This is a genomic window from Pseudoalteromonas sp. 11L1, assembly GCF_055397545.1.
Genome location: NZ_AP041141.1, coordinates 1,063,811 through 1,087,328, shown reverse-complemented (window position 1 = coordinate 1,087,328; position 23,518 = coordinate 1,063,811). Strand labels below are relative to the sequence as shown.

Sequence of the window (23,518 nt, the reverse complement as noted above, 5' to 3'; positions counted from 1 at the left end):
AGATACACTTTTTTCTGTACTGTTCAGAAACTGTTAGGAGAACTAAAAACATGAACATTCGTCCTTTACAAGATCGCGTAATCATCAAGCGTCTAGAAGAAGAAACCAAGTCTGCTGGCGGTATTGTATTAACTGGCTCTGCAGCTGAAAAATCAACTCGTGGAGAAGTTGTTGCCGTAGGTAATGGTCGCGTTTTAGAAAATGGTGACGTTCGCGCGTTAGAAGTGAAAGCCGGTGACACTGTGTTATTTGGCTCATATGTTGAAAAAACTGAAAAGATCGAAGGTCAAGAATACCTGATCATGCGTGAAGATAATATTTTAGGCATTGTAGGCTAAACCTACTTTTCGTTTAACACACATTTTAAGAATTTAGAGGAAATTAAACATGGCAGCAAAAGAAGTACTGTTTGCAGGCGACGCACGTGCAAAAATGCTAACTGGAGTAAACATTTTAGCAAACGCAGTAAAAGTAACATTGGGCCCTAAAGGTCGTAACGTTGTACTAGACAAATCATTTGGCTCTCCAGTAATCACTAAAGATGGTGTTTCTGTAGCTAAAGAAATCGAACTTGAAGACAAGTTTGAAAACATGGGCGCACAAATGGTTAAAGAAGTAGCGTCTAAAGCAAATGATGCTGCTGGTGACGGTACCACTACCGCAACCGTGCTTGCTCAATCTATTGTTAACGAAGGTCTTAAAGCGGTTGCTGCGGGTATGAACCCAATGGATCTTAAGCGCGGTATTGATAAAGCAATCATTGCTGCAACAGCAGAACTTAAAGCTCTTTCTGTTCCATGTGCTGATACTAAAGCAATTGCACAAGTAGGTACTATTTCAGCTAACTCTGATAAAGAGATTGGTGAAATTATTGCTGATGCAATGGAAAAAGTAGGCCGTAATACTGGTGTTATCACTGTTGAAGAAGGTCAATCACTTGAAAACGAACTAGATGTTGTAGAAGGCATGCAGTTTGATCGTGGTTACTTATCTCCATACTTCATCAACAACGCTGAAAAAGGCGCAGTTGAACTAGATAACCCATTTATCTTACTTGTAGATAAAAAAATATCTAACATCCGTGAATTATTACCAACATTAGAAGCGGTTGCAAAAGCAAGCAAGCCTCTACTAATCATCGCAGAAGACCTTGAAGGTGAAGCGTTAGCGACACTAGTAGTGAATAACATGCGTGGTATTGTAAAAGTATCAGCAGTTAAAGCACCTGGCTTTGGCGATCGTCGTAAAGCAATGCTACAGGATATCGCGGTATTAACTGGCGGTACTGTAATTTCTGAAGAAATCGGCCTTGAACTTGAAAAAGCAACAGTTGAAGACTTAGGTACAGCTAAGCGCGTAGTAATCACTAAAGATGATACAACAATCATTGATGGTGCTGGTGAAGAAGACGGTATCAACGGCCGTGTTGCTCAAATCAAAGCACAAATTGAAGAAGCGACTTCAGACTACGATAAAGAAAAGCTACAAGAGCGCATGGCTAAGTTAGCTGGCGGTGTTGCTGTAATCAAAGTAGGTGCCGCTACTGAAATTGAAATGAAAGAGAAAAAAGACCGTGTTGAAGATGCATTACATGCAACTCGCGCAGCGGTTGAAGAAGGTGTAGTACCAGGTGGTGGTGTTGCATTAGTACGTGCTGCTAGCAAGCTAGTTGAGCTACTTGGCGACAATGAAGACCAAAACCACGGTATTAAAGTGGCACTTCGTGCGATGGAAGCACCACTTCGTCAAATCGTTACAAACGCAGGCGATGAAGCATCAGTTGTTATTAACGCAGTTAAAGGCGGAGAAGGTAACTACGGTTACAATGCAGCCACTGGCGAATACAGCGACATGATTGAAATGGGCATCCTAGATCCAACGAAAGTAACGCGCTCTGCATTACAATTTGCAGGATCGATTGCTGGTCTAATGATCACTACAGAGGCTATGGTTGCTGAAATTCCTAAAGAAGAAGCAGCTGGTGCACCTGATATGGGTGGCATGGGCGGCATGGGTGGAATGGGCGGCATGATGTAATCATCCCCTAAACACTTAGCTCAAATAAAAACCCAGCTTCGGCTGGGTTTTTAGCAATAGAGATAAAATAAATTCACTAAACAACAATAAAATTAACTCAGTGTATTCCAATGCAACTGAGTTCCTGCAAGCTATACCAGAGTAAATTTTATTTAACATGATTAAGGATATTAAGTTGAATACAAAACCTGAAATTATCATTTCATCGCTGGATGCAGATAGGTTGTATGCACTGATGGAGTCGTTGCCTGCAAACAGCTTTGCGGGTGAAAAAGAACTTGAAGCAGAACTTGCACGAGCCAGCATAGTTGAGCCGCACGAAGTTCCCGCAACCGTGGTAACCATGAATTCAACTGTGAACTTTGTTGTTGAATCTACAGGCGAAGAGTTTACTTTAACGCTTGTTTACCCAAAAAATATTGATTCAATTGGCGACAAAATATCAATCTTAGCCCCTGTAGGTAGTGCATTACTTGGCCTTTCACAAGGAGATCAAATTGAATGGCCAAAGCCTGGCGGTGGATTAGTAACAGTAACCATCAAAGAAGTTACTTATCAGCCTGAAAGAGCTGGTGAGCTTCACAGATAGTAGCCAAAACAAGCAGCGAAGACATTAGCTAGCACAGCCAGTCACTGCTGCTTTTACTATTTATGATTGATCAGTGCTCTTACATGCGCAAATAAGTCACTGGCTAACATTCCTCTTTGCCCTGATTGTTCACAGGCTCTATCACCCGCCTTTGCATGTAACACAACGCCATAACATGCTGCCTCACTGGTATTTAATCCTTGAGCCATTAACGCCCCAATTATACCACTAAGCACATCACCACTTCCTCCTACAGCCAAACCAGGGTTACCATTTTCACATATCCAAGTATGCTCGGTATTATCGATTAGCGTACCTGCGCCCTTTAAAATAGAGGTCGCTGCGAAGTTGGTCGCACATTGTCGAGCATAGTAAAAACGATCAGACTCAACCTCAGAGGTAGTTAAGTTTAATAACCGTGCAGCCTCTGCAGGATGAGGCGTTAGCACGGTATTATTTAATTTATGAGAAGATGGTTGTTTAGCTAATAAGTTTAAGGCGTCTGCATCAATAACAGTAGGGATATTGTTTTGCTGGCAATAACGAATTGCCTGCTCAAAGGTTTTTTGGGCCCATTCATCTTGGCCTAAACCTGGACCGATAACTACACACGTTGACCATGCTAAAGCATCATCCAAATGTTCACTAGTTACCATAAGCTCTGGTCGCCCGATGCTCACAGGTAAAACGGCATGCTCATGGGTATACACTTTCACCATTCCAGCACCAGACCTTAATCCACTTTCAGCACTTAATCTAATAGCTCCTGCAGAGCCGTGGTTTCCTCCTATACATAATAATTTTCCATGACTACCTTTATGGCTGCTCACTGAGCGCTCAGGCAAAGGTTTAAAGCTGTCTATATTGATAATCTGAGCAGAAGGGGTGGCTAATTTCATAAATTGCTCGCCAATACCTAACTCATCGAAATACAACTGCCCGGCATGCTGCTTTCCTTTAGTCGTGGTAAGTCCTTGCTTTATCCCAACTAATGTCATTGTTTTGCTGGCCATAATGGCTGTTCCTTGAGGACAGCCTGTATCTGCATTAATACCTGACGGTACATCAATACTCAGGATTGGTTTAGTGCTTTCATTCACCGCTTTAATAATAGTAGCAACATTATCGCGTACCGTATTCTCAAGACCAGTGCCGAGTAATGCATCAATTATCACATCACACTCATCGAGTACATCAGCGCTAAAGTTACAAATTTCACCACCGGCATCAATCCATTGCTTTTGTGCTTTTGCTGCATCTCCGGATAAAGCTTTATTCGGATTAATCGCGCAAACAACTACATGCCGATCTGCTTGTTTGATTAACCGAGCTACCTCATAACCATCTCCGGCATTATTTCCATTACCTGTAATAACTAACGTTTGTTTTGCATTAAAGGTTTTCCAACAGCAAAAAACAGCTTCCGCGGCACGCTGCATCAGCGTGTAAAGGTCTGCGCCGGTAGCATGAACTGCTTGTTCTTCATACCCTTTTATTTGTTTTGACAAATAGGTCCATTGCTCGTACTTAGGTGACGTTAGTAGTAATGACATAAACAGCTCAATTTAATAAGAATACCTAATTTCATTTTGGGCTTTATAAATTCTTTTTCAAGTAAAACATAGTTATGTAATCTATAAGGCTTTATTTAAGGATCTATTAACTTTATATAACGAGGATCACCATACAAGAGAAGTTAATAGGAGGTCAGCGTAAAGCAGGGCTTATTTTACCTAAAGCCGAATGCTTTGCACTTCTCTTACATTTGGAGTCGGTGTGCTACTTCGAAGCGACAGCAAAGTAGTATGTCCTGGAATCGGCTCTGATCAATTATCTTCCTTTAGCCTAATACCTTTAACCTTTTACATTTGTTTTTCACTTTTCTGCAGACGTAAAAAAGCCCGGCTCTTTCGAGTCGGGCTTTCTTGTATTTGGAGTCGGTGCGCTACTTCGTAGCGACAACGCAGTAGAATGTCTTAGTGCCCACAGCGATGGAGAGAGCCACATAACAAATGCTACGCTCTCATCCTCTGTCGTGTTCTTCGTGTTCTTTTATCCGTGGGTTTCGAGATATTCAACCCACGCTACGATGGTCAGGTTAACGCTGTGCAACTGATAGCTGACGGCTGATAGCTAATATTTTCACTTTCCTGCAGACGTAAAAAAGCCCGACTCTTTCGAGTCGGGCTTTCTTGTATTTGGAATCGGTGCGCTACGCAGTAGAATGTCCTACTTTCACATAGCAAATGGGATACTATCATTGTGTCGGGGCGGCCTTGTCCGGGGCTCGCCTTCGAGCTGTTTCGTTTCACTACCGAGTTCGGCATAGGGTCTTGGCTATTTTTATTAAATCCCAAACAGCAAAAAACCCGCTACATTGCTGTAACGGGTTTCTCTTATTTGGAGCCTGGTAATGACCTACTTTCACATAACAAATGCTACACTATCATCGGCGCTGTTTCGTTTCACTACTGAGTTCGGCATGGGGTCAGGTGGGTCCAAAACGCTATTGTCACCAAGCAAATTTGGTGTCAGTCCGTATTACTACGCACTAACTAAAATTTGGAATTTCTGATAATAAAGTTTTCAGTAATCTACTTTAGTCTATTAACTTCTTCGCTTGTTTCACTATCACATAAAACGCGTTTGGCGTTGTATGGTTAAGCCTCACGGGTAATTAGTACAAGTTAGCTTAATGGCTCACACCACTTCCACATCTTGCCTATCAACGTTGTAGTCTTCAACGGCCCTTCAGAGACTTTAAAAGTCTAGTGAGAACTCATCTCAAGGCCTGCTTCGCGCTTAGATGCTTTCAGCGCTTATCAGTTCCGAACGTAGCTACCGGGCAATGCCATTGGCATGACAACCCGAACACCAGCGGTTCGTTCACTCCGGTCCTCTCGTACTAGGAGCAACCCCTCTCAATTCTCAAACGCCCACGGCAGATAGGGACCGAACTGTCTCACGACGTTCTAAACCCAGCTCGCGTACCACTTTAAATGGCGAACAGCCATACCCTTGGGACCGACTTCAGCCCCAGGATGTGATGAGCCGACATCGAGGTGCCAAACACCGCCGTCGATATGAACTCTTGGGCGGTATCAGCCTGTTATCCCCGGAGTACCTTTTATCCGTTGAGCGATGGCCCTTCCATTCAGAACCACCGGATCACTATGACCTACTTTCGTACCTGCTCGACGTGTCTGTCTCGCAGTTAAGCTGGCTTCTACCATTACACTAACCGTACGATGTCCGACCGTACTTAGCCAACCTTCGTGCTCCTCCGTTACTCTTTGGGAGGAGACCGCCCCAGTCAAACTACCCACCAGGCACTGTCCGTAACCCCGATTCAGGGGCCAACGTTAGAACATCAAAACTACAAGGGTGGTATTTCAAGGACGACTCCACAAAAACTAGCGTCTCTGCTTCAAAGTCTCCCACCTATCCTACACATGTAGGTTCAATGTTCAGTGCCAAGCTGTAGTAAAGGTTCACGGGGTCTTTCCGTCTAGCCGCGGGTACACAGCATCTTCACTGCGATTTCAATTTCACTGAGTCTCGGGTGGAGACAGCGTGGCCATGGTTACACCATTCGTGCAGGTCGGAACTTACCCGACAAGGAATTTCGCTACCTTAGGACCGTTATAGTTACGGCCGCCGTTTACCGGGGCTTCGATCAAGAGCTTCTCCGAAGATAACCCCATCAATTAACCTTCCGGCACCGGGCAGGTGTCACACCGTATACGTCATCTTGCGATTTTGCACAGTGCTGTGTTTTTAATAAACAGTCCCAGCCACCTGGTCACTGCGGCTCCAATCAGCTTAGAGAGCAAGTCTCATCACCAATCGGAGCGTACCTTCTCCCGAAGTTACGGTACGATTTTGCCTAGTTCCTTCACCCGAGTTCTCTCAAGCGCCTTAGTATTCTCTACCTGACCACCTGTGTCGGTTTGGGGTACGATTCGGTATAATCTGAAGCTTAGAGGCTTTTCCTGGAAGTATGGCATCAGCAACTTCATCACCGTGGTGACTCGTCTCGTGTCTCAGCCTAACAGTAACCCGGATTTACCTAAGTCACTAGCCTACACACTTTCACATGGACTACCATCGCCATGCTTGCTTAGCCTGCTCCGTCCCCCCATCGCAATTATACCAAGTACGGAAATATTAATCCGTTTCCCATCGACTACGCCTTTCGGCCTCGCCTTAGGGGTCGACTTACCCTACCCTGATTAACATGGGATAGGAACCCTTGGTCTTCCGGCGTGCGGGTTTTTCACCCGCATTATCGTTACTCATGTCAGCATTCGCACTTCTGATACGTCCAGCATACCTCCCGGTACACCTTCAACCGCTTACAGAACGCTCCCCTACCACTCAGAATAAATTCTGAATCCGCAGCTTCGGTGCATAGTTTAGCCCCGTTACATCTTCCGCGCAGACCGACTCGACCAGTGAGCTATTACGCTTTCTTTAAAGGATGGCTGCTTCTAAGCCAACCTCCTGGCTGTCTGGGCCTTTCCACATCGTTTCCCACTTAACTATGACTTTGGGACCTTAGCTGGCGGTCTGGGTTGTTTCCCTCTTCACGACGGACGTTAGCACCCGCCGTGTGTCTCCCGGATATTACTTTACGGTATTCGGAGTTTGCAAAGGGTTGGTAAGTCGGGATGACCCCCTAGCCTTAACAGTGCTCTACCCCCGTAAGTATTCGTCCGAGGCTCTACCTAAATAGATTTCGGGGAGAACCAGCTATCTCCCGGTTTGATTAGCCTTTCACTCCTAACCACAGGTCATCCCCTAACTTTTCAACGTTAGTGGGTTCGGTCCTCCAATTGATGTTACTCAATCTTCAACCTGCCCATGGCTAGATCACCGGGTTTCGGGTCTATACCTTGCAACTATTCGCCCAGTTAAGACTCGGTTTCCCTACGGCTACCCTAATCGGTTAACCTCGCTACAAAATATAAGTCGCTGACCCATTATACAAAAGGTACGCAGTCACCCTCGAGGGGCTCCTACTGCTTGTACGTACACGGTTTCAGGTTCTATTTCACTCCCCTCACAGGGGTTCTTTTCGCCTTTCCCTCACGGTACTGGTTCACTATCGGTCAGTTGGGAGTATTTAGCCTTAGATGATGGTCCACCTATATTCAGTCAAAGTTTCACGTGCTCCGACCTACTCGATTTCACTTAAAATGCATTTTCATGTACGGGACTATCACCCTGTATCGTGGCACTTTCCAGAGCCTTCCATTAACACATAATAAGCTTAAGGGCTGTTCCGATTTCGCTCGCCGCTACTATCGGAATCTCGGTTGATTTCTTTTCCTACGGGTACTTAGATGTTTCAGTTCTCCGCGTTCGCCTCGTTAACCTATGTATTCAGTTAACGATACCTGCAAGCAGGTGGGTTTCCCCATTCGGAAATCCTAGTCTCAAGTGCTTTTTACTAGCTTGACTAGGCTTATCGCAAGTTAATACGTCCTTCATCGCCTCCAACTGCCAAGGCATCCACCGTGTACGCTTAGTCACTTAACCATACAACCCAAACGGGTCTTTGTTTCGTGACAGTTTAACTTCGCCAGAAGTTAATATTGAATACTAAAGTAGATACCAATTAATCCGAAGATTAAATTGGCACTGAATGATACTGCTATCATTCTTTTTTACTTTTGAAAACTCTGTACAAATACAATGTATTCATACGAATTTTATTATCAGCTTTTCCAAATTTTTAAAGAGCATATTAATTAGTTAACCCAGAGGGTAAAACTAACTAACAATCATCTGTGTGGACACTACGAACAAATAAGTTCTAAATCGTATAAGGAGGTGATCCAGCCCCAGGTTCCCCTAGGGCTACCTTGTTACGACTTCACCCCAGTCATGAATCACTCCGTGGTAAACGTCCTCCCGAGGGTTAGACTATCTACTTCTGGAGCAACCCACTCCCATGGTGTGACGGGCGGTGTGTACAAGGCCCGGGAACGTATTCACCGCGTCATTCTGATACGCGATTACTAGCGATTCCGACTTCATGGAGTCGAGTTGCAGACTCCAATCCGGACTACGACGCACTTTAAGTGATTCGCTTACTCTCGCGAGTTCGCAGCACTCTGTATGCGCCATTGTAGCACGTGTGTAGCCCTACACGTAAGGGCCATGATGACTTGACGTCGTCCCCACCTTCCTCCGGTTTATCACCGGCAGTCTCCTTAGAGTTCTCAGCATTACCTGCTAGCAACTAAGGATAGGGGTTGCGCTCGTTGCGGGACTTAACCCAACATCTCACAACACGAGCTGACGACAGCCATGCAGCACCTGTATCAGAGTTCCCGAAGGCACCAAACTATCTCTAGTAAGTTCTCTGTATGTCAAGTGTAGGTAAGGTTCTTCGCGTTGCATCGAATTAAACCACATGCTCCACCGCTTGTGCGGGCCCCCGTCAATTCATTTGAGTTTTAACCTTGCGGCCGTACTCCCCAGGCGGTCTACTTAATGCGTTAGCTTTGAAAAACAGAACCGAGGTTCCGAGCTTCTAGTAGACATCGTTTACGGCGTGGACTACCAGGGTATCTAATCCTGTTTGCTCCCCACGCTTTCGTACATGAGCGTCAGTGTTGACCCAGGTGGCTGCCTTCGCCATCGGTATTCCTTCAGATCTCTACGCATTTCACCGCTACACCTGAAATTCTACCACCCTCTATCACACTCTAGTTTGCCAGTTCGAAATGCAGTTCCCAGGTTGAGCCCGGGGCTTTCACATCTCGCTTAACAAACCGCCTGCGTACGCTTTACGCCCAGTAATTCCGATTAACGCTCGCACCCTCCGTATTACCGCGGCTGCTGGCACGGAGTTAGCCGGTGCTTCTTCTGTCAGTAACGTCACAGCTAGCAGGTATTAACTACTAACCTTTCCTCCTGACTGAAAGTGCTTTACAACCCGAAGGCCTTCTTCACACACGCGGCATGGCTGCATCAGGCTTGCGCCCATTGTGCAATATTCCCCACTGCTGCCTCCCGTAGGAGTCTGGGCCGTGTCTCAGTCCCAGTGTGGCTGATCATCCTCTCAAACCAGCTAGGGATCGTCGCCTTGGTGAGCCATTACCTCACCAACTAGCTAATCCCACTTGGGCCAATCTAAAGGCGAGAGCCGAAGCCCCCTTTGGTCCGTAGACATTATGCGGTATTAGCAGTCGTTTCCAACTGTTGTCCCCCACCTCAAGGCATGTTCCCAAGCATTACTCACCCGTCCGCCGCTCGTCAGCAAAGTAGCAAGCTACTTTCTGTTACCGCTCGACTTGCATGTGTTAGGCCTGCCGCCAGCGTTCAATCTGAGCCATGATCAAACTCTTCAATTAAAAAGTTTTATGTCTTTCGACAGCTCAATGAATTCTGAATTTATTTAATATCTTTCGATATTGAATTGACTGTGCTGCAATTCTTTCCTTAAGTAAAACCTAAGTAAGTTATTGCTGTTGGTCACTCAGTTTCAATTGAGACTCTAAATTTGTTTGCCTCACTTAGTAAACTAAGCTTGGCTGTTAGAACTCAATCTGTACGAGTGCCCACACAGATGATTGCTTTATATTGTTAAAGAACGTTGCGATTAAAGCGTTAAACTTTATCTCGCTAGGGCTGCGCATATTACGCTTTCCTATTTTTTTGTCAACACTTAATTTTGTTAAACTTGAAAGTTTTCAGAACTAAGTTTTACTCGACTCACTGAGTTGCTCGTGCCTCGCTATGCGTTGCGCTCTGCCGTCTCAGTGGGGTCGCATTATAGGGAGATCCGAAAACAGATCAACCCTTTTTTGAAGAAAACTTGAAATAAATGACTGTTCGCTGGATATTTGAACGATAGGTACTAAAAACACAACATAACTATCAATTTATTAACAATAAACGCGAAACTTAAGCCTTTAATCATTGTATCAACTTGAATAAGCTTTATTAAAACACTCATAACTAAGATGATCATAATGATCACTAGCAATAATCTACCCGAATAGATCCCATATATAACAAAGTCTGGAAAATAAGACGCTGCAGCTAACTTTTGTAAATGTTACTACGGTGAATTGAAGTAGGTAAGAGTGATGCCACAGTATTTATAAAGTCACGGCTGTTAATAGTGTCTACCTGAAGGTGGCTTTTGTTTATATGTATTAGCAAAGCCTTAATATAAGTAGGAGTTACTGTTGCTCTATTTTAGGCAAAATAAAGCCCCGCATTTGCGAGGCTACTATTTATGCTACACCGTATTGATCCCGGTAAGCTTTTACCGCGGCTAAATGCTCATCCATAGTTCCTTGGAGCTCTAGGTAACTAATTAAATCAGCCAATTTAACGATAGAAGTAACGTGGGTATTAAAGTCACGTTCTACTTCTTGTATAGCAGAAAGCTCTGCTTTACCTTTTTCTTGACGATCAAGTGCAATTAAAACACCACTTAAATCTGCGCCATTATCCGCAATTATTTCCATTGACTCGCGAATAGCTGTACCGGCGGTGATCACATCATCAACTAACATGATCTTACCTTTAAGTTCAGATCCAACTAAGCTACCACCTTCACCGTGTGCTTTTTTCTCTTTACGGTTAAAGCAATAAGGTACATCTTTATTATAATGATCTGCTAACGCAACTGCGGTTGTTGTTGCAATTGGAATACCTTTATAAGCTGGACCAAATAGTACATCATATTCAATTGCTGCATCTTCAAGTGCCGCTGCATAAAAGCGACCTAAGCGCGCTAAGTCACGACCTGTATTAAACAAGCCCGCATTAAAGAAGTAAGGGCTAGTACGGCCAGACTTTAAAGTAAACTCGCCAAACTTTAATACCTGCTTTTCTAAAGCAAACTCAATAAACTCTTTTTGATATTCTTTCATTGCCAGTTACCTATTTATGCTAGTGCTTGCTTTTGTACATCAATAATTTCACGAATTGAATGCTTAGCGAGTGTAAGTAGCTCATCAAGTTCGTCAAACGAGAAAGGTTCACCCTCAGCGGTTCCTTGTACCTCAATAATTTTACCGGTTTCAGTTAAAATTACATTCATGTCAGTTTCAGCGTCAGAATCTTCTAGGTATTCTAAATCGCTAATCGCTTGGCCTTTATATATACCAACAGAAATAGCAGCGATCATATGTTTAAGTGGGTTTGAGTTAATCATCCCTTTTGCACGCATATACGTTAGTGCATCAACTAGCGCAACGCATGCACCGCTGATAGACGCTGTACGTGTACCACCATCAGCTTGAATTACATCACAATCAATAGTAATTGTGTTTTCACCGAGTGCTTTTAGATCTATTGCTGCACGTAAAGAGCGAGCAATCAGACGCTGTATTTCCATTGTACGACCGCCTTGTTTACCTCGCGTTGCTTCACGACTATTACGTGTATGTGTTGCGCGCGGTAACATGCCATATTCTGCGTTTACCCAACCTTTACCTTGGCCTTTCATAAAGCGTGGTACGCCAGCCTCAACTGTCGCAGTACAAAGTACCTTAGTGTTGCCAAACTCTACTAATACTGAACCTTCAGCATGCAAAGTATAATTACGTGTAAACGTAACCGGTCTAATTTGATTAGGTGTTCTTTCGCTTGGACGCATTGACGATCCCCTTAATTCTGAATTTGCCACATTATATGTTGATGTGAATACAGATGCCATGTTGATTTATATTAAAGTGTGTTTAAAAAACACTCAGCAGTGTTAAATTTTCTTTAGAGCTTGAGCAGTGTTACGGTATAATAACCGTAATATTGTATTTAAAAATGTAGGAAAACATCCATGATCCACAGTATGACAGCTTATGCGCGTCGCGAAATAAAAGGCGAATGGGGCACTGGCACGTGGGAAGTTCGCTCAGTGAACCAACGTTATCTTGAAACCTTTATTCGTGCACCAGAGCAATTTCGTGGCATGGAACCCGTTATCCGCGAGCGTCTACGTAAGCATTTACAGCGTGGTAAGGTTGAAGTTTTCTTAAAGTTTGTCGCAAACCCTGCACATGTTGGTGAATTATCAATTAATCAATCTCTTGCTGAGCAGTTAATTAATAGTGCTAAGTGGGTACAACAACAAAGCAATGGTGATATTAATCCTGTTGATATTTTACGTTGGCCTGGCGTTATGGAAGCGCAAGAAATTGATATGGATAGTGTAAATACGGCACTCATTACTGGCCTTGACCAAGTAATTGAAGACTTTAAATCTGCACGTGGTGATGAAGGTGCAAACCTTGAAGAAATGATAGCTACACGATTAACCGCCATTTTAGAACAAGTTAATATCGTTGAAGCACACATGCCAGAAATTACTAAATGGCAACGTGAAAAGTTAGTACAAAAACTTGAAGATTTAACAACAAATATTGATGAGTCACGCCTTGAACAAGAGCTGATTTACCTTGCACAAAAGCAGGATGTAGCAGAAGAGCTTGATCGTTTAAAGTCGCACGTTAAAGAAACACGCAAAATTTTGAGTAAAGGTGGCGCTTGTGGTCGTCGTTTAGATTTTATGATGCAAGAGTTTAACCGTGAAGCAAATACCCTAGCTTCTAAATCAATCAACAGCGACATCACCAATGCTGCAGTTGAGCTAAAAGTATTGATAGAGCAAATGCGTGAGCAAATTCAGAATATTGAATAACAAACTATAACGTTAGAAAAGGCCATGATTATTCCTAATTACGGCCTTTTTTATTACCGGCTATAAAAGCGTACTTAAAGACGCTTTTAAGGTTTCAAACTTAATAGGCTTGGTAAGCACTTTATTAACACCTACTTTAAAACATGATGCCTTGTCATCGGTTGAAGCATTTGCGGTTAGTGCAAAAATAGGAATATCACTTAACAGCTCATGACGAATATGCTGCGTGGCGCTTAGTCCATCCATGGTCGGCATCATGATGTCCATTAAAATTAAATCAAAATGTTTGAGTTTCATAAACTCAATTGCTTCCACTCCATCATTAGCAATCGTGACTTTGTGATTTAGCTTTTGTAAAAACGCCTTAATAAGCACTTGATTGGTTTTATTATCTTCAGCAACCAGAACTGATAATACAGGCTGTTTTGATGAAAGATCGGGTTTAATTTCATCAATAATCGCTTCTTTAAATGGCAGTAAAATAGTAAACGTACTACCTAGCCCTAGCTGAGTTTCAACACTAATAGAGCCGTCCATAAGTTCGATTAGGTTTTTTGAAATACTGAGGCCTAATCCTACTCCTTCATTTTTTCTATTTATACCTTCGTTAACTTGTCGAAACGGCTGAAATATAAAACTCAGATCTTTCTTTGCAATACCTACTCCTGAATCTTCAATAGTAAATTTTAGGTTGTCATCTACAATATTTACACATAATGCAATATGCCCTGAGCGAGTGAACTTAAATGCGTTGCCAATGAGATTAAATAGTATCTGTCCCAGCCTAAATTCATCACCCATAATAAAGGTAGGGATATTATCATTAATCGAAACTGAAAAAATAATATCTTCACTGTCTTCTATAATATGCAATTGCCCAACGATGTTCTCAATAAGCAGTTTTACATTTAGCGGTTTATTGGCGATTAATACAGTCCCTGATTCAATTTTTGAAAAATCTAATACGTCGGTAATTAATCCATAAAGAATATCAGCACTAGAGTTTGCATAATTCAACCATTGGCGTTGCTCTTGAGTTAAATCGGTATCTATTAATAACTCTATCATCCCCATAATCGCATTCATGGGGGTCCTTATTTCATGCGACATGATGGTTAAAAATTTTGTTTTTGTTTTACTGGCTTCCTCAGCTTTAAGCTTTTCATTTTCAAGTGCAGTCTCTCGCTCTTTTGAGACGGTGATATCTTTGGCAATACCTAAATAGCCAATGAAATTTCCGTTTTCGTCAAATTGCGACTTACCATTAAGCGATACCCACAAAGGTGTCGATGCCTTAACCTCAAACTCAAAACCATTAAAATCCTCATGCTCAGCTATTAAAGCAGCAAAAGCTTGCCATTTTAGTGTGTTTCTTTGCTCATTTTTAGTGCGCAAAGACTCTATGGTTTTATTAATAAATGTTTTCGCATAGGTATTATCTTCCCTTTCCAGATTGTTAACGCTGGTAAAAGTCATATCAGGCTCGGTTCGCCAAAACCACTCACTTGCTAATTCTTTAAATAAAGTAGAAAGCTGAGAAAATTTATCAAGTAGTAAAACAGATTGATGAGTTTGTTCATGTAACTTATTTAATTGGAGAAAAGCGTGGAATACTTGCTGAAGAAATAAAATTATTGAGTGTGAAGCTAAAACATTATGGTTAATTTTGTTACTCACATGAGTGAAAATAAATAAGCATTGTTCTTTACCCGTATCAATCCCGATTAACAGCGCTGTATTTTTATTCTGATTATTTGCCTCTGCTGATAAAGTAACTAATTGTTCTGGCAATGGATTGCAACTAAATGAGTAACCTTTTTTTAAAGCCTGAATAAATGCAGCACATGGTGGCCAAGTTTTCTCATAAAAATCGATGTTAGTTGTGCCTATAGTTAAAAAATGATGATGTGTTTTTTTTAAAACAATGCAGTCTTGGTATTGAAGTAATGGCTGCAGTAAAGCTGACATAGTAGCTAAAATATCAATTTCATCATCACACTGATGCAATAACGCTAACAGCTTCTGTAGTTCCGTAAGCGTAATTAATTCATTACGTTGCATACTCATTCCCTCAGCTAAAATGCATCGCGTTTTGCAAAATAATACCAAAATCGATGTTATGACTAATTAATATAGAACAAAATTTAATATAAATCATTGAGTTATTTTTATGGCAGGGTGGAATGATTTCTGCTTTATTAATATAAATAAATACATAAAGGCATAACCATGAAGATAGTATGTATTGGTGGTGGTCACGGATTAGCACAAGTGTTAAGTGCGATAAAACCCTTATGTAGTAACCTAACAGCAATTGTAGCAACTACCGATAATGGTGGTAGCACCGGTCGCATTAGAGCCGATCAAAATTGTATCGCTTTAGGTGACATAAGGCGCTGCTGTGTTCAACTTGCAGGTGAAAGCACGCAAGCCCAAGCTATGTATGAGCATAGGTTTATCCATGGCGATATGGCGGGTCATAGTTTAGGGAATTTAACACTATTGGGTTTAACCCAGCTAACACAGTCTCCCACTGAGGCTATTGCTGCTTTTAATCGTTTGCTTGGAAATAAAGAGACAGTTTTGCCTATGTCTGATCTACCTACAGATTTAGTAGCCGAGCTAAACAATGGTGAAAAAGTATTTGGTGAATGCGCGATTGATGCTCTAAATGAACTACCAAGTACAATCTACTTATCGAAAGCGGTGCCGCCAGCACCTGGTACTATTGAAGCTATTTTAGATGCCGATTTAATAATTATTGGTCCAGGTAGCATCATTACTAGCGTGATGCCTGCTTTTTTAATTACAGAAATCACTGAAGCAATAAAAAAAACCTCTGCGTGTAGAGTATTTATTGAAAACACAGCGCAAGAAAGCAGCGTGATGCAACATACAAAAATTGCCGGCATTGACTGGTTACAAAAGAAGCTCGCCACTAAAGTATACGATTTAAGTATTTCTCCTTCTGCCATTATTGAAATTTTACAACAGGGAGAGAAGTGTAAGGAAACAGGCAAGCATTTACATAATATTAATGAACTAAAAAATGTATTTTCAGAGTTATTAAAAAGCTCTTTTAATACTGAAAAACACGCTTAATGATTTTGGGTAAGTTCTCTCATATGTTCGAAGGTTTTTTTACTTTGTGCATCAGCTAACTTTAAGAGGGTTACAACCTCAGTGTTTAAACCATTGACCTTAACTTGCTGCTCAATAAGCTGGCACGTTTGCGCTAATCTTGTTGCACCAAAACTATAACCGCTACTTTTTAAGCTATGAGCGCACAGTTCAATTTCTGCGGCATCGGTTGAGAAAAGCATTTGCGCCACTAACTTTTTAGACTCATCAACAAAAACGTTTATCAGTTCAATGGCTGTGCTATCACCAACATCATACTTTAGTTGTTCTATTACAGATGTATCTATCATAATTTTCTTTTGGAGCTCATTGTGAATAATCAGATTATATTGTTTGTAGACTCTTCAATGATTGGTGGTATTGAAACTCATATTATAGAGTTATACAAGCTGCTTAACAAAAACCAGCTTAGTTGCTCGGTTTTATTTTATAAGAATCATGGGAATAATGAATTTTATGAGTTACTTGATAAGCAAAGCATACCGTATGATTTTCTGCAAGGTACACTCATTAGTTTAATCAAGCGGTTTCGCAGTTACGATCGCAATACAGTTATTCACACCCATGGTTATAAAGCCGGTATTTTAGGGCGTTTGGTTTGTAAAATCACAAATAAGCATTGTGTTAGCACTTACCATGCAGGAGAGGCTGGTACAGGAAAAATGTGGCTGTATAACAAATTCGATTTATGGCTTAGTTGGTTATCAACTAACTTTGCAGTGTCTGAAAAAATTAGTAAAACAATTAAAAACGCCCAATTACTGGAAAACTTCATCGCAATAGCCGAACCTCCCAGCACTGATTTTGCACAACCGTTACTTAGAGTCGGGTTTGTTGGGCGCTTATCTTATGAAAAAGGCCCTGATATATTTTATGAGTTAGCTGAAAGTATGCAGACTAATAAACAGGTACAGTTTCACCTTTTTGGGGATGGCCCGATGCGTGATCGTATTCCACAATTAGACAACCTTCATTACCATGGTTTAATACCCCGAGATGATATTTGGCAACATTTAGATGCCCTACTTATTTGTTCAAGAGAAGAAGGCCTGCCTATGACGCTTCTAGAAAGTATGGCGCATTATAAAATTATTATCAGCAGCCCTGTGGGCGCTATTCCTAGCATTATAAACAATGGAATTAATGGCTTTTTAATGAAATCAGCAAATACACTAGAGTGCCAACAATCGATAGAAGCATTACTTGCCTTGCCGGCAATACAAAAAAGTGAAATGGCACACTCAGCATACACTATGCTTGAAGAGCGTTTTTCAGGTAGAAAACAATTTAACTTGCTGCAAAGTGCTTATACAGCAAAAACATTATTATAAATTTTCTTCCCACCCTTTAATTTTTCGGTATAAGGTTGAAGGACTTACATCTAAAAGAGCGGCAGCTTTAGGAATATTAGTTGCGCATATTTTTATGACCCGCTCTATATATTCTTTTTCGGCGATCCATAAAGCCTTAACCTCACTTTCAACCTGCGGTAACTCTTCAAATTCTTGAACTGGTAACGATGCATGTTGCTCTTTAACCTGCCCCTCATTACCTGACTCTTTTTGCGGGCTTTGTGGCAATGCTGGTAGCATAGATACATCAATCCACTCTTGTGGGTTAAGCACTAAAATATTACGGATCACATTTTCTAGCTGCCTAACGTTACCAGGCCAATCGTATTGTGCTAAAAAGTGCTTCACATCGTCGGTTATCCCTTTGTAAGGGTGCCGCTCTTCCTTGGCTATTTTAATAAACAACGCTTGTGCTATTTCAATAATATCTCTGCCCCGCTCTCTAAGTGGTGGCAGCTCAAGAGGAATAACGTGCAGCCTGTAATATAAATCTTCTCTAAATCGACCGGCCTCAACCTCAGCAAGCGGGTTTCTGTTGGTAGCACAAACAAACCTCACATCAACTTTAACTTGTTTTTCGCTACCGACTTGTTGATAAGTACCTGTTTGAATAAAACGAAGTAATTTACTTTGTAAATTAATATCCATTTCACATAACTCATCTAAAAACAGTGTCCCCCCATCAGCCTGCCCTGCAGCACCCAAGCGGTTTGCAATTGCTCCAGTGAAGGCACCTTTTAAATGGCCAAATATTTCACTTTCAATCAAATCTTTGGGGATAGCAGCACAATTAAGTGCAACAAAGGGCTTGTCGGCACGATTAGAGGCTTGATGAACTGCTCGTGCACAAAGCTCTTTGCCAGTACCACTTTCACCGGTAATAAATACCGTGGCTTTACTCGCTGCAGCAGAGCTAATAACTTGATACACCGATTGCATTTGCTTGGAGCTACCAATCAAGTCAAAGTAACGACCGTTTTCATAAATATTTTTATACTTGGTAACCGTTTGTTTTAAATCTTTTATTTTGAGAGTGTTGTTAATGGTTATACGAAAACGTTCTGCCTCTACAGGCTTTTCTAAAAAATCACTAGCGCCTAACTTAATCGCTTGAATCGCCATTTCTTTGGTAGCATGCCCAGTTAATACAACAACTTGCGGAAAATTATCAGGTTCTAGCTGAGCTAGAATATCTAGCCCGTTCATATCGGGTAACATCACATCGAGTACGATCAGATCGGGTTTTATTTTATTAATAATATCAAGAGCGGTTGCCCCATCATTTGCCACTAGTGTGTTTACACCTGTTGGTAAAAGATAAGACTGATACATCATAGCAAGCGACTGGGTGTCTTCTACAATCAGTATTGTTGGTGGCATAATCCCATTCCTTTTAGCGACTCGCTAAGAATTATTTAGAGAAAAAATATTAACTTATGGATATTAAGTTAACTATACATAGTTAATTAAATCAAATTCAATTAATGATTATTAATGAGGCATCATCCACTTCTTTAGAAAGCGCAACCTGAGAATTTTTCCATAACGAGTGTGCAAAATCCTCTGCTGAGGAGCTTTGCATAGGGATGATTTTTTTTAATTCGGTCATTTCGTCTTTATCGGTAAAGCGGTTATCCGTCCAACCATCAGTATAAAGTATAATATGTTCAACATTATCAAGCTTGGCTTCATATAAAGTATATTGATGATCATTAGACAGCCCAAGCAATGGTCCGGTACCATTTAGCTGAGATAGCTCACCATTTTTACTGATAATAACCGGTGCGGGATGACCAGCATTGAGCCAATACAACTTATTATTTTCTAAAAAACAAATCATTAAAGTGACTAAGCTTGATTTACATAATTGCTGTTTATAAAGCGCATTATTGAGCGCAACGAGCATTTCTTGATACGCTAACCCGGTCGCTAAAAAGCCACTTATAAAACCTTTTATAGCAAAGCTTTCTTTGAGCGCTTGTAAGCCATGACCCATCATATCACCGAGTATAAAAGCAGTACCTTCATCATTAATTGGCATAAAAAAGTCACCGCCATTACCCACACTAATAGAGCCAAAAATATGCGCTGTTTTACCATGCCCTAAAAGCACTTTAGAAGGTGTTAATCCGAATGTACTTTGATAGGACAAGTATGCAAATCGATGAGTTACTCGATCTATGCTTTGTAATAACTTATTTTTTTTAACTGGTTTTATTAAGTAATCATCAACCCCTAATCGATTAATTTTACTGATCACTTCTTCGCTATCATCGCCAGTTAACATCACCACCGATAACTGAGATTTTAAATTCGATTTATTAAGCTTTTCCAGTAATGGCTCACACGTTCCTTGTTTAAGTTTATGATCAAGTAACAATATACTAGCATCAGAGGTTAAAATAGCTTGCCAGCCAGCCTCTATGTTTTCACAGGTGACGACATTAAATTTATCTTTTAGGTAGGCGCTCATTAATGCTAATTGAGTGACATCATCGTCGACATAAATAATACTCGGTCGTTTATCAATGTTAGTTAAGGGAAAAGAAAAATAGTTTTTTCCTGCTCGCGTGTCGTAGGTGGCATCCGCAAAGTAATGGCGAATAAGTTCAACCCCCATCCCTCCTTCTACCAGCTCAGCCGATGCTAATGTCCATGAAGAGTTGTTTTGTTTAAATAAATTATAAGGCTTAAGTTCATCTATAAAAGTTAATTGGTAAGTATCATGATTTATTTGGTTAATACGCAACATTATAAGCTGCTCATCGCCCTCATTATGGCGAATTAAGTTAGTTAGGTATTCGGTTGCGACTAAGCCTGCTGCATCCGCTTCATCTCGGGTCACCGATAAAGCGCCCAGTACATGCTTAAGTACTTGGCGTATTTCAGTTAAGGTCGGCCATAATAATTCAAAACGCCGCTCAAATAATATATCCATAAAAGTCTCAGTAATGTTTAAACAACCACTTTTGTTTATTTATTTTGCTGGTTAAAAAAGCGCACAACCTTGGCCATTTTGAAGAATGTCGTTGGAAGAGCAGTAGCATGCGCTCCCCTAAAGGAGCAAAGCTATGTTGACTTACCAATAACTTTATATTGCTATGACCCGCTTGCTTAAGTTCTGCCACGCCTTGACATAACGACTCTTCATTATTAATACCTAGCGCAATAGTAACCAAGGTCAGCTCGCTACATAAGCTTAAAGAATGCAGTGGTACATTATTACGATTTAACTTTAATGCTGGCGACATATCCAGCAACACATAATCATATTCTTGCTTTAAACGCAGTACCGCTTCATTTAAAACATGTTTGTTTTTTGCTGAATCAATTGACTCTAAATTGTGAATTGTAAGTACTTCAATACCTTGATAAGGCATAACACTGAGCTGACAGGAAATATCATCAAAACGCCACAACTTAGTCAATGTTGGCAGCTGTTTGTCTAAACGAAACGAACTAATAGGGTTAAGGTCGATAACGAGTACTGACTTATTTTGACTTTTTAAACGTTGAGCAACACTAATACAGGCTGTGGATGAACCTTCGCCACCGTACAAAGAAATAAACGTCACGCACCGTGCTTCATCATCAATCAAGGTGTTACAGATGGTTTCTAGTTCATGATACTGCCCAGGTATCAAGTTCATAAGCTTATCACCAAAGCAATTATGGTTATAAAGTCGAGGAAGTTATCTTTAAATTGACTAATTAGGTCTTGACCTTTATCAGGGACATATAGCGTATCTCCAGCTCTAAGTACCGGAATATTGGCCGAGTTTGGAGACTTTATAAATTCCTCAAGATTAAACACACGAGATTGTTCTTTACAGCATGAATGGTTAACAACCACTATTTTGTCAATGAGAGCTGAACTTGACGGCCCTCCAGCTTCAGCAAGCACATCTAAAATAGACATCGTATCATCAAAGTTATATCGACCCGGCTTTTGCACTGCTCCCATAATACGAACAACTCTCTCTTTAGGGGTACGTAACCAATCTTTGTCTTTTTCTGGAATAAATATTGTGTCACCGGGTGACACATGAGGAAATAACGTTTCATCACCAGTTTCAAAATACATCGCTAAATCAAGTTTGCTCACTCGAGCGCGATTACCATTACGGTGCGTAACTCTAATATTACGAATATCCGCACTACCATTAGGACCATCTGCTGCTGCCAAAATATCAATAAAATGCATATTGTCATTGAACGCATAGCGCCCAGGGGAACCTACTTGCCCCATGATATAAATAGACTTGCTCGATTCTTGACGTATCCATTGCGATTTATTGTCTCCGGGGTCTACTGGTAACTCTTCAACAATAATAGTATCGCCAGCAATTAAACTCGGCAGCGCAATTTCACCGTTAGTAATGGTGTACTTTTCAAGATCAAATCGCTGGGTGACATCGCCATTTCGCAAAATTTTAATATCGTTCACGTTAGCCCCTTTAGTAGGGCCACCAGCATGCGCTAACAAATCAGTAAAGTCCATTTCATCACTCCACTCATAACGACCAGGAGATTGAATAGCGCCTATAATTTTAATCGCTCGTTTTGTCGGAATTTTTAACCAGCTTTTTTCGTTAACATCTGTTTTTTCAGGAACAAATATTACATCACCGGGGTTCAAATCGGGCACTTTAGCGGTGGTTAATCCCTCACTATAACCCTGTAAATCAAAAAGTATGCTCTCTCCGGCAGGGGTTAATATTTTTATTTGCCGTGTTTCTGCAAAGCGCGTTGGGCCCCCTGCATTTGCTAAAATATCTAAAAAGTTAGTACTGTCGGCAGCCTCATAGGCACCGGGCTTTTGTACCTCACCCATAATATAAACCGTGCGTGATGTGGTATTTACATCATCCACCATAATCGGCACATATATGGTTGATCCCGCTTTTAATAGTGGCATGTTGCTATCGGTAGGTTTATCTAAATATGCTTTTAAATCAAAAATAACAGGAGCTTTATCAACAATCACTCTAATTTTAGTTACATCCGCATAGCGAGTAACCCCTTCCGCACGCATCAGCGCATCTAGAAGCGTCATATTTTCTTTAAACGAAAAACTACCAGGGTTGTGCACTTCACCAAGCATAGTAATGGCACTGTTGTCGCTTGCATCCCCTGTCGCACTAAGCGTTTGTGCATCAAAATCAATTTGTACGTTACCAAGGAGTGGAGAAACAGGCACAAACACAGTATCTTCACTTTTAAGCTTTGGTAATAAATTTATGTCGCCTGAGTCTAAATATGCTTTGTAATTAAATTCAATTACTTCATCTTTGCGTCTTATTTGTAAACGATCGAGCTGTGCGCCAGGCCTTAAACCATTAGCCTTAGCTATCACCATCTGAATATTGCCATCATCAGGAATACTCACCTGTGAGGGCGTGATCACATACCCTAAAACATTAATAAATATATCTCTGCTTCTCAGCTCCACATAAAAGTCATCTATTGCAACAAACAACTCTGCAAGAATAGGTTTAAGTTCTGCCTCTATTTGCGCAACCGTTTTATTACTGACCTGAAACTGCCCCACCTCAGGTATATTAATTTGACCTTTTTTGTCGACCTCAAAAGTTGTTTCAAATTCAAGTTCCCCTGGCACATATAAAAACAGCTTATTACCTGCTTGTACTATGGATTCATCGGCTTGCGCTGCAAACGTAGAGTTCGTTATTAAAAAGAAAAAAACGAAGACAGTAAAAATAAATCTCATAC

At 41.2% G+C, this 23,518-nt stretch carries 15 protein-coding genes and 3 rRNA genes; 6 read left to right on the top strand and 12 right to left on the bottom strand.

Annotation, left to right across the window (positions count from 1 at the left end):
* Positions 1-50: 50 nt before the first annotated feature.
* The 3 genes from ACZ5WS_RS05040 (at position 51) to rnk (ending at position 2,626) form a co-directional block, all read left to right on the top strand.
* Positions 51-338, top strand: coding sequence for a co-chaperone GroES (locus ACZ5WS_RS05040; RefSeq protein ID WP_008113511.1), 288 nt, complete (start codon positions 51-53; stop codon positions 336-338).
* Positions 339-387: 49 nt separating this feature from the next.
* Entirely contained in the window at positions 388-2,037 is a 1,650-nt protein-coding gene (gene groL, locus ACZ5WS_RS05035; RefSeq protein WP_464710949.1) for a chaperonin GroEL, read from the top strand.
* A 175-nt stretch (positions 2,038-2,212) separates the two neighbouring features.
* Positions 2,213-2,626 (top strand): nucleoside diphosphate kinase regulator, encoded by a 414-nt coding sequence (rnk, locus tag ACZ5WS_RS05030; RefSeq protein ID WP_054202664.1) that lies wholly within the window; start codon positions 2,213-2,215, stop codon positions 2,624-2,626.
* A 56-nt stretch (positions 2,627-2,682) separates the two neighbouring features.
* Here the strand turns inward: rnk and ACZ5WS_RS05025 are convergent, their stop codons facing one another.
* From ACZ5WS_RS05025 to rph, 6 genes are all read right to left on the bottom strand, one after another.
* Positions 2,683-4,179: an NAD(P)H-hydrate dehydratase gene (locus tag ACZ5WS_RS05025; RefSeq protein WP_464710948.1), complete on the bottom strand. Its 1,497-nt coding sequence runs from the start codon at positions 4,177-4,179 to the stop codon at positions 2,683-2,685.
* Positions 4,180-5,031: 852 nt separating this feature from the next.
* A 5S ribosomal RNA gene (rrf, locus tag ACZ5WS_RS05020) occupies positions 5,032-5,146 on the bottom strand.
* 136 nt (positions 5,147-5,282) lie between these two features.
* Positions 5,283-8,167: ribosomal RNA gene (locus tag ACZ5WS_RS05015) — 23S ribosomal RNA — on the bottom strand.
* Between the two features lie 287 nt (positions 8,168-8,454).
* Positions 8,455-9,990 (bottom strand): 16S ribosomal RNA (locus ACZ5WS_RS05010).
* Together the 16S, 23S and 5S rRNA genes form the textbook arrangement of a ribosomal RNA operon.
* Positions 9,991-10,878: 888 nt before the next feature.
* On the bottom strand, positions 10,879-11,523 hold the full coding sequence (gene pyrE, locus ACZ5WS_RS05005; RefSeq protein WP_464710947.1) for an orotate phosphoribosyltransferase: 645 nt from the start codon (positions 11,521-11,523) through the stop codon (positions 10,879-10,881).
* Between the two features lie 14 nt (positions 11,524-11,537).
* On the bottom strand, positions 11,538-12,251 hold the full coding sequence (gene rph, locus ACZ5WS_RS05000; RefSeq protein WP_008111261.1) for a ribonuclease PH: 714 nt from the start codon (positions 12,249-12,251) through the stop codon (positions 11,538-11,540).
* Between the two features lie 180 nt (positions 12,252-12,431).
* Between rph and ACZ5WS_RS04995 the strand changes: the two genes are divergently transcribed.
* Positions 12,432-13,292 carry a YicC/YloC family endoribonuclease gene (locus tag ACZ5WS_RS04995; protein WP_290171337.1) on the top strand — a complete coding sequence of 287 codons (861 nt, stop codon included), beginning with the start codon at positions 12,432-12,434 and terminating at the stop codon, positions 13,290-13,292.
* Positions 13,293-13,352: 60 nt separating this feature from the next.
* Here the strand turns inward: ACZ5WS_RS04995 and ACZ5WS_RS04990 are convergent, their stop codons facing one another.
* Positions 13,353-15,353, bottom strand: a complete 2,001-nt coding sequence (locus tag ACZ5WS_RS04990) for an ATP-binding protein (RefSeq protein WP_464710944.1) — start codon at positions 15,351-15,353, stop codon at positions 13,353-13,355.
* Positions 15,354-15,521: 168 nt separating this feature from the next.
* On the opposite strand from ACZ5WS_RS04990, the gene ACZ5WS_RS04985 reads away from it, so the two are divergent.
* The gene (locus tag ACZ5WS_RS04985) at positions 15,522-16,394 is read left to right on the top strand and encodes a gluconeogenesis factor YvcK family protein (RefSeq protein ID WP_138606345.1); all 873 of its coding nucleotides are present in this window, start codon (positions 15,522-15,524) and stop codon (positions 16,392-16,394) included.
* On the opposite strand, the gene ACZ5WS_RS04980 is transcribed toward ACZ5WS_RS04985, so the two are convergent.
* Positions 16,391-16,723, bottom strand: a complete 333-nt coding sequence (locus ACZ5WS_RS04980; protein WP_138606343.1) for an Hpt domain-containing protein — start codon at positions 16,721-16,723, stop codon at positions 16,391-16,393. The two genes, ACZ5WS_RS04985 and ACZ5WS_RS04980, sit on opposite strands and share 4 nt — an antisense overlap.
* Positions 16,724-16,744: 21 nt before the next feature.
* On the opposite strand from ACZ5WS_RS04980, the gene ACZ5WS_RS04975 reads away from it, so the two are divergent.
* Positions 16,745-17,764 (top strand): glycosyltransferase family 4 protein, encoded by a 1,020-nt coding sequence (locus ACZ5WS_RS04975; RefSeq protein ID WP_138606341.1) that lies wholly within the window; start codon positions 16,745-16,747, stop codon positions 17,762-17,764.
* On the opposite strand, the gene ACZ5WS_RS04970 is transcribed toward ACZ5WS_RS04975, so the two are convergent.
* The 4 genes from ACZ5WS_RS04970 to ACZ5WS_RS04955 all read right to left on the bottom strand — a co-directional run bounded on the left by ACZ5WS_RS04970 (position 17,759) and on the right by ACZ5WS_RS04955 (position 23,516).
* Positions 17,759-19,165 carry a sigma-54-dependent transcriptional regulator gene (locus ACZ5WS_RS04970; protein WP_464710942.1) on the bottom strand — a complete coding sequence of 469 codons (1,407 nt, stop codon included), beginning with the start codon at positions 19,163-19,165 and terminating at the stop codon, positions 17,759-17,761. The genes ACZ5WS_RS04975 and ACZ5WS_RS04970 overlap by 6 nt on opposite strands.
* A gap of 97 nt (positions 19,166-19,262) precedes the next feature.
* Positions 19,263-20,723: a SpoIIE family protein phosphatase gene (locus ACZ5WS_RS04965; RefSeq protein ID WP_138606337.1), complete on the bottom strand. Its 1,461-nt coding sequence runs from the start codon at positions 20,721-20,723 to the stop codon at positions 19,263-19,265.
* A gap of 7 nt (positions 20,724-20,730) precedes the next feature.
* On the bottom strand, positions 20,731-21,435 hold the full coding sequence (locus tag ACZ5WS_RS04960) for a cellulose synthase operon protein YhjQ/BcsQ (protein WP_055013286.1): 705 nt from the start codon (positions 21,433-21,435) through the stop codon (positions 20,731-20,733).
* A complete protein-coding gene (locus ACZ5WS_RS04955; RefSeq protein WP_464710940.1) occupies positions 21,432-23,516 on the bottom strand; it encodes an SLBB domain-containing protein in 2,085 nt (694 codons plus the stop codon). The genes ACZ5WS_RS04960 and ACZ5WS_RS04955 overlap by 4 nt, the downstream gene beginning before the upstream one ends.
* Between the last annotated feature and the right edge of the window lie 2 nt (positions 23,517-23,518).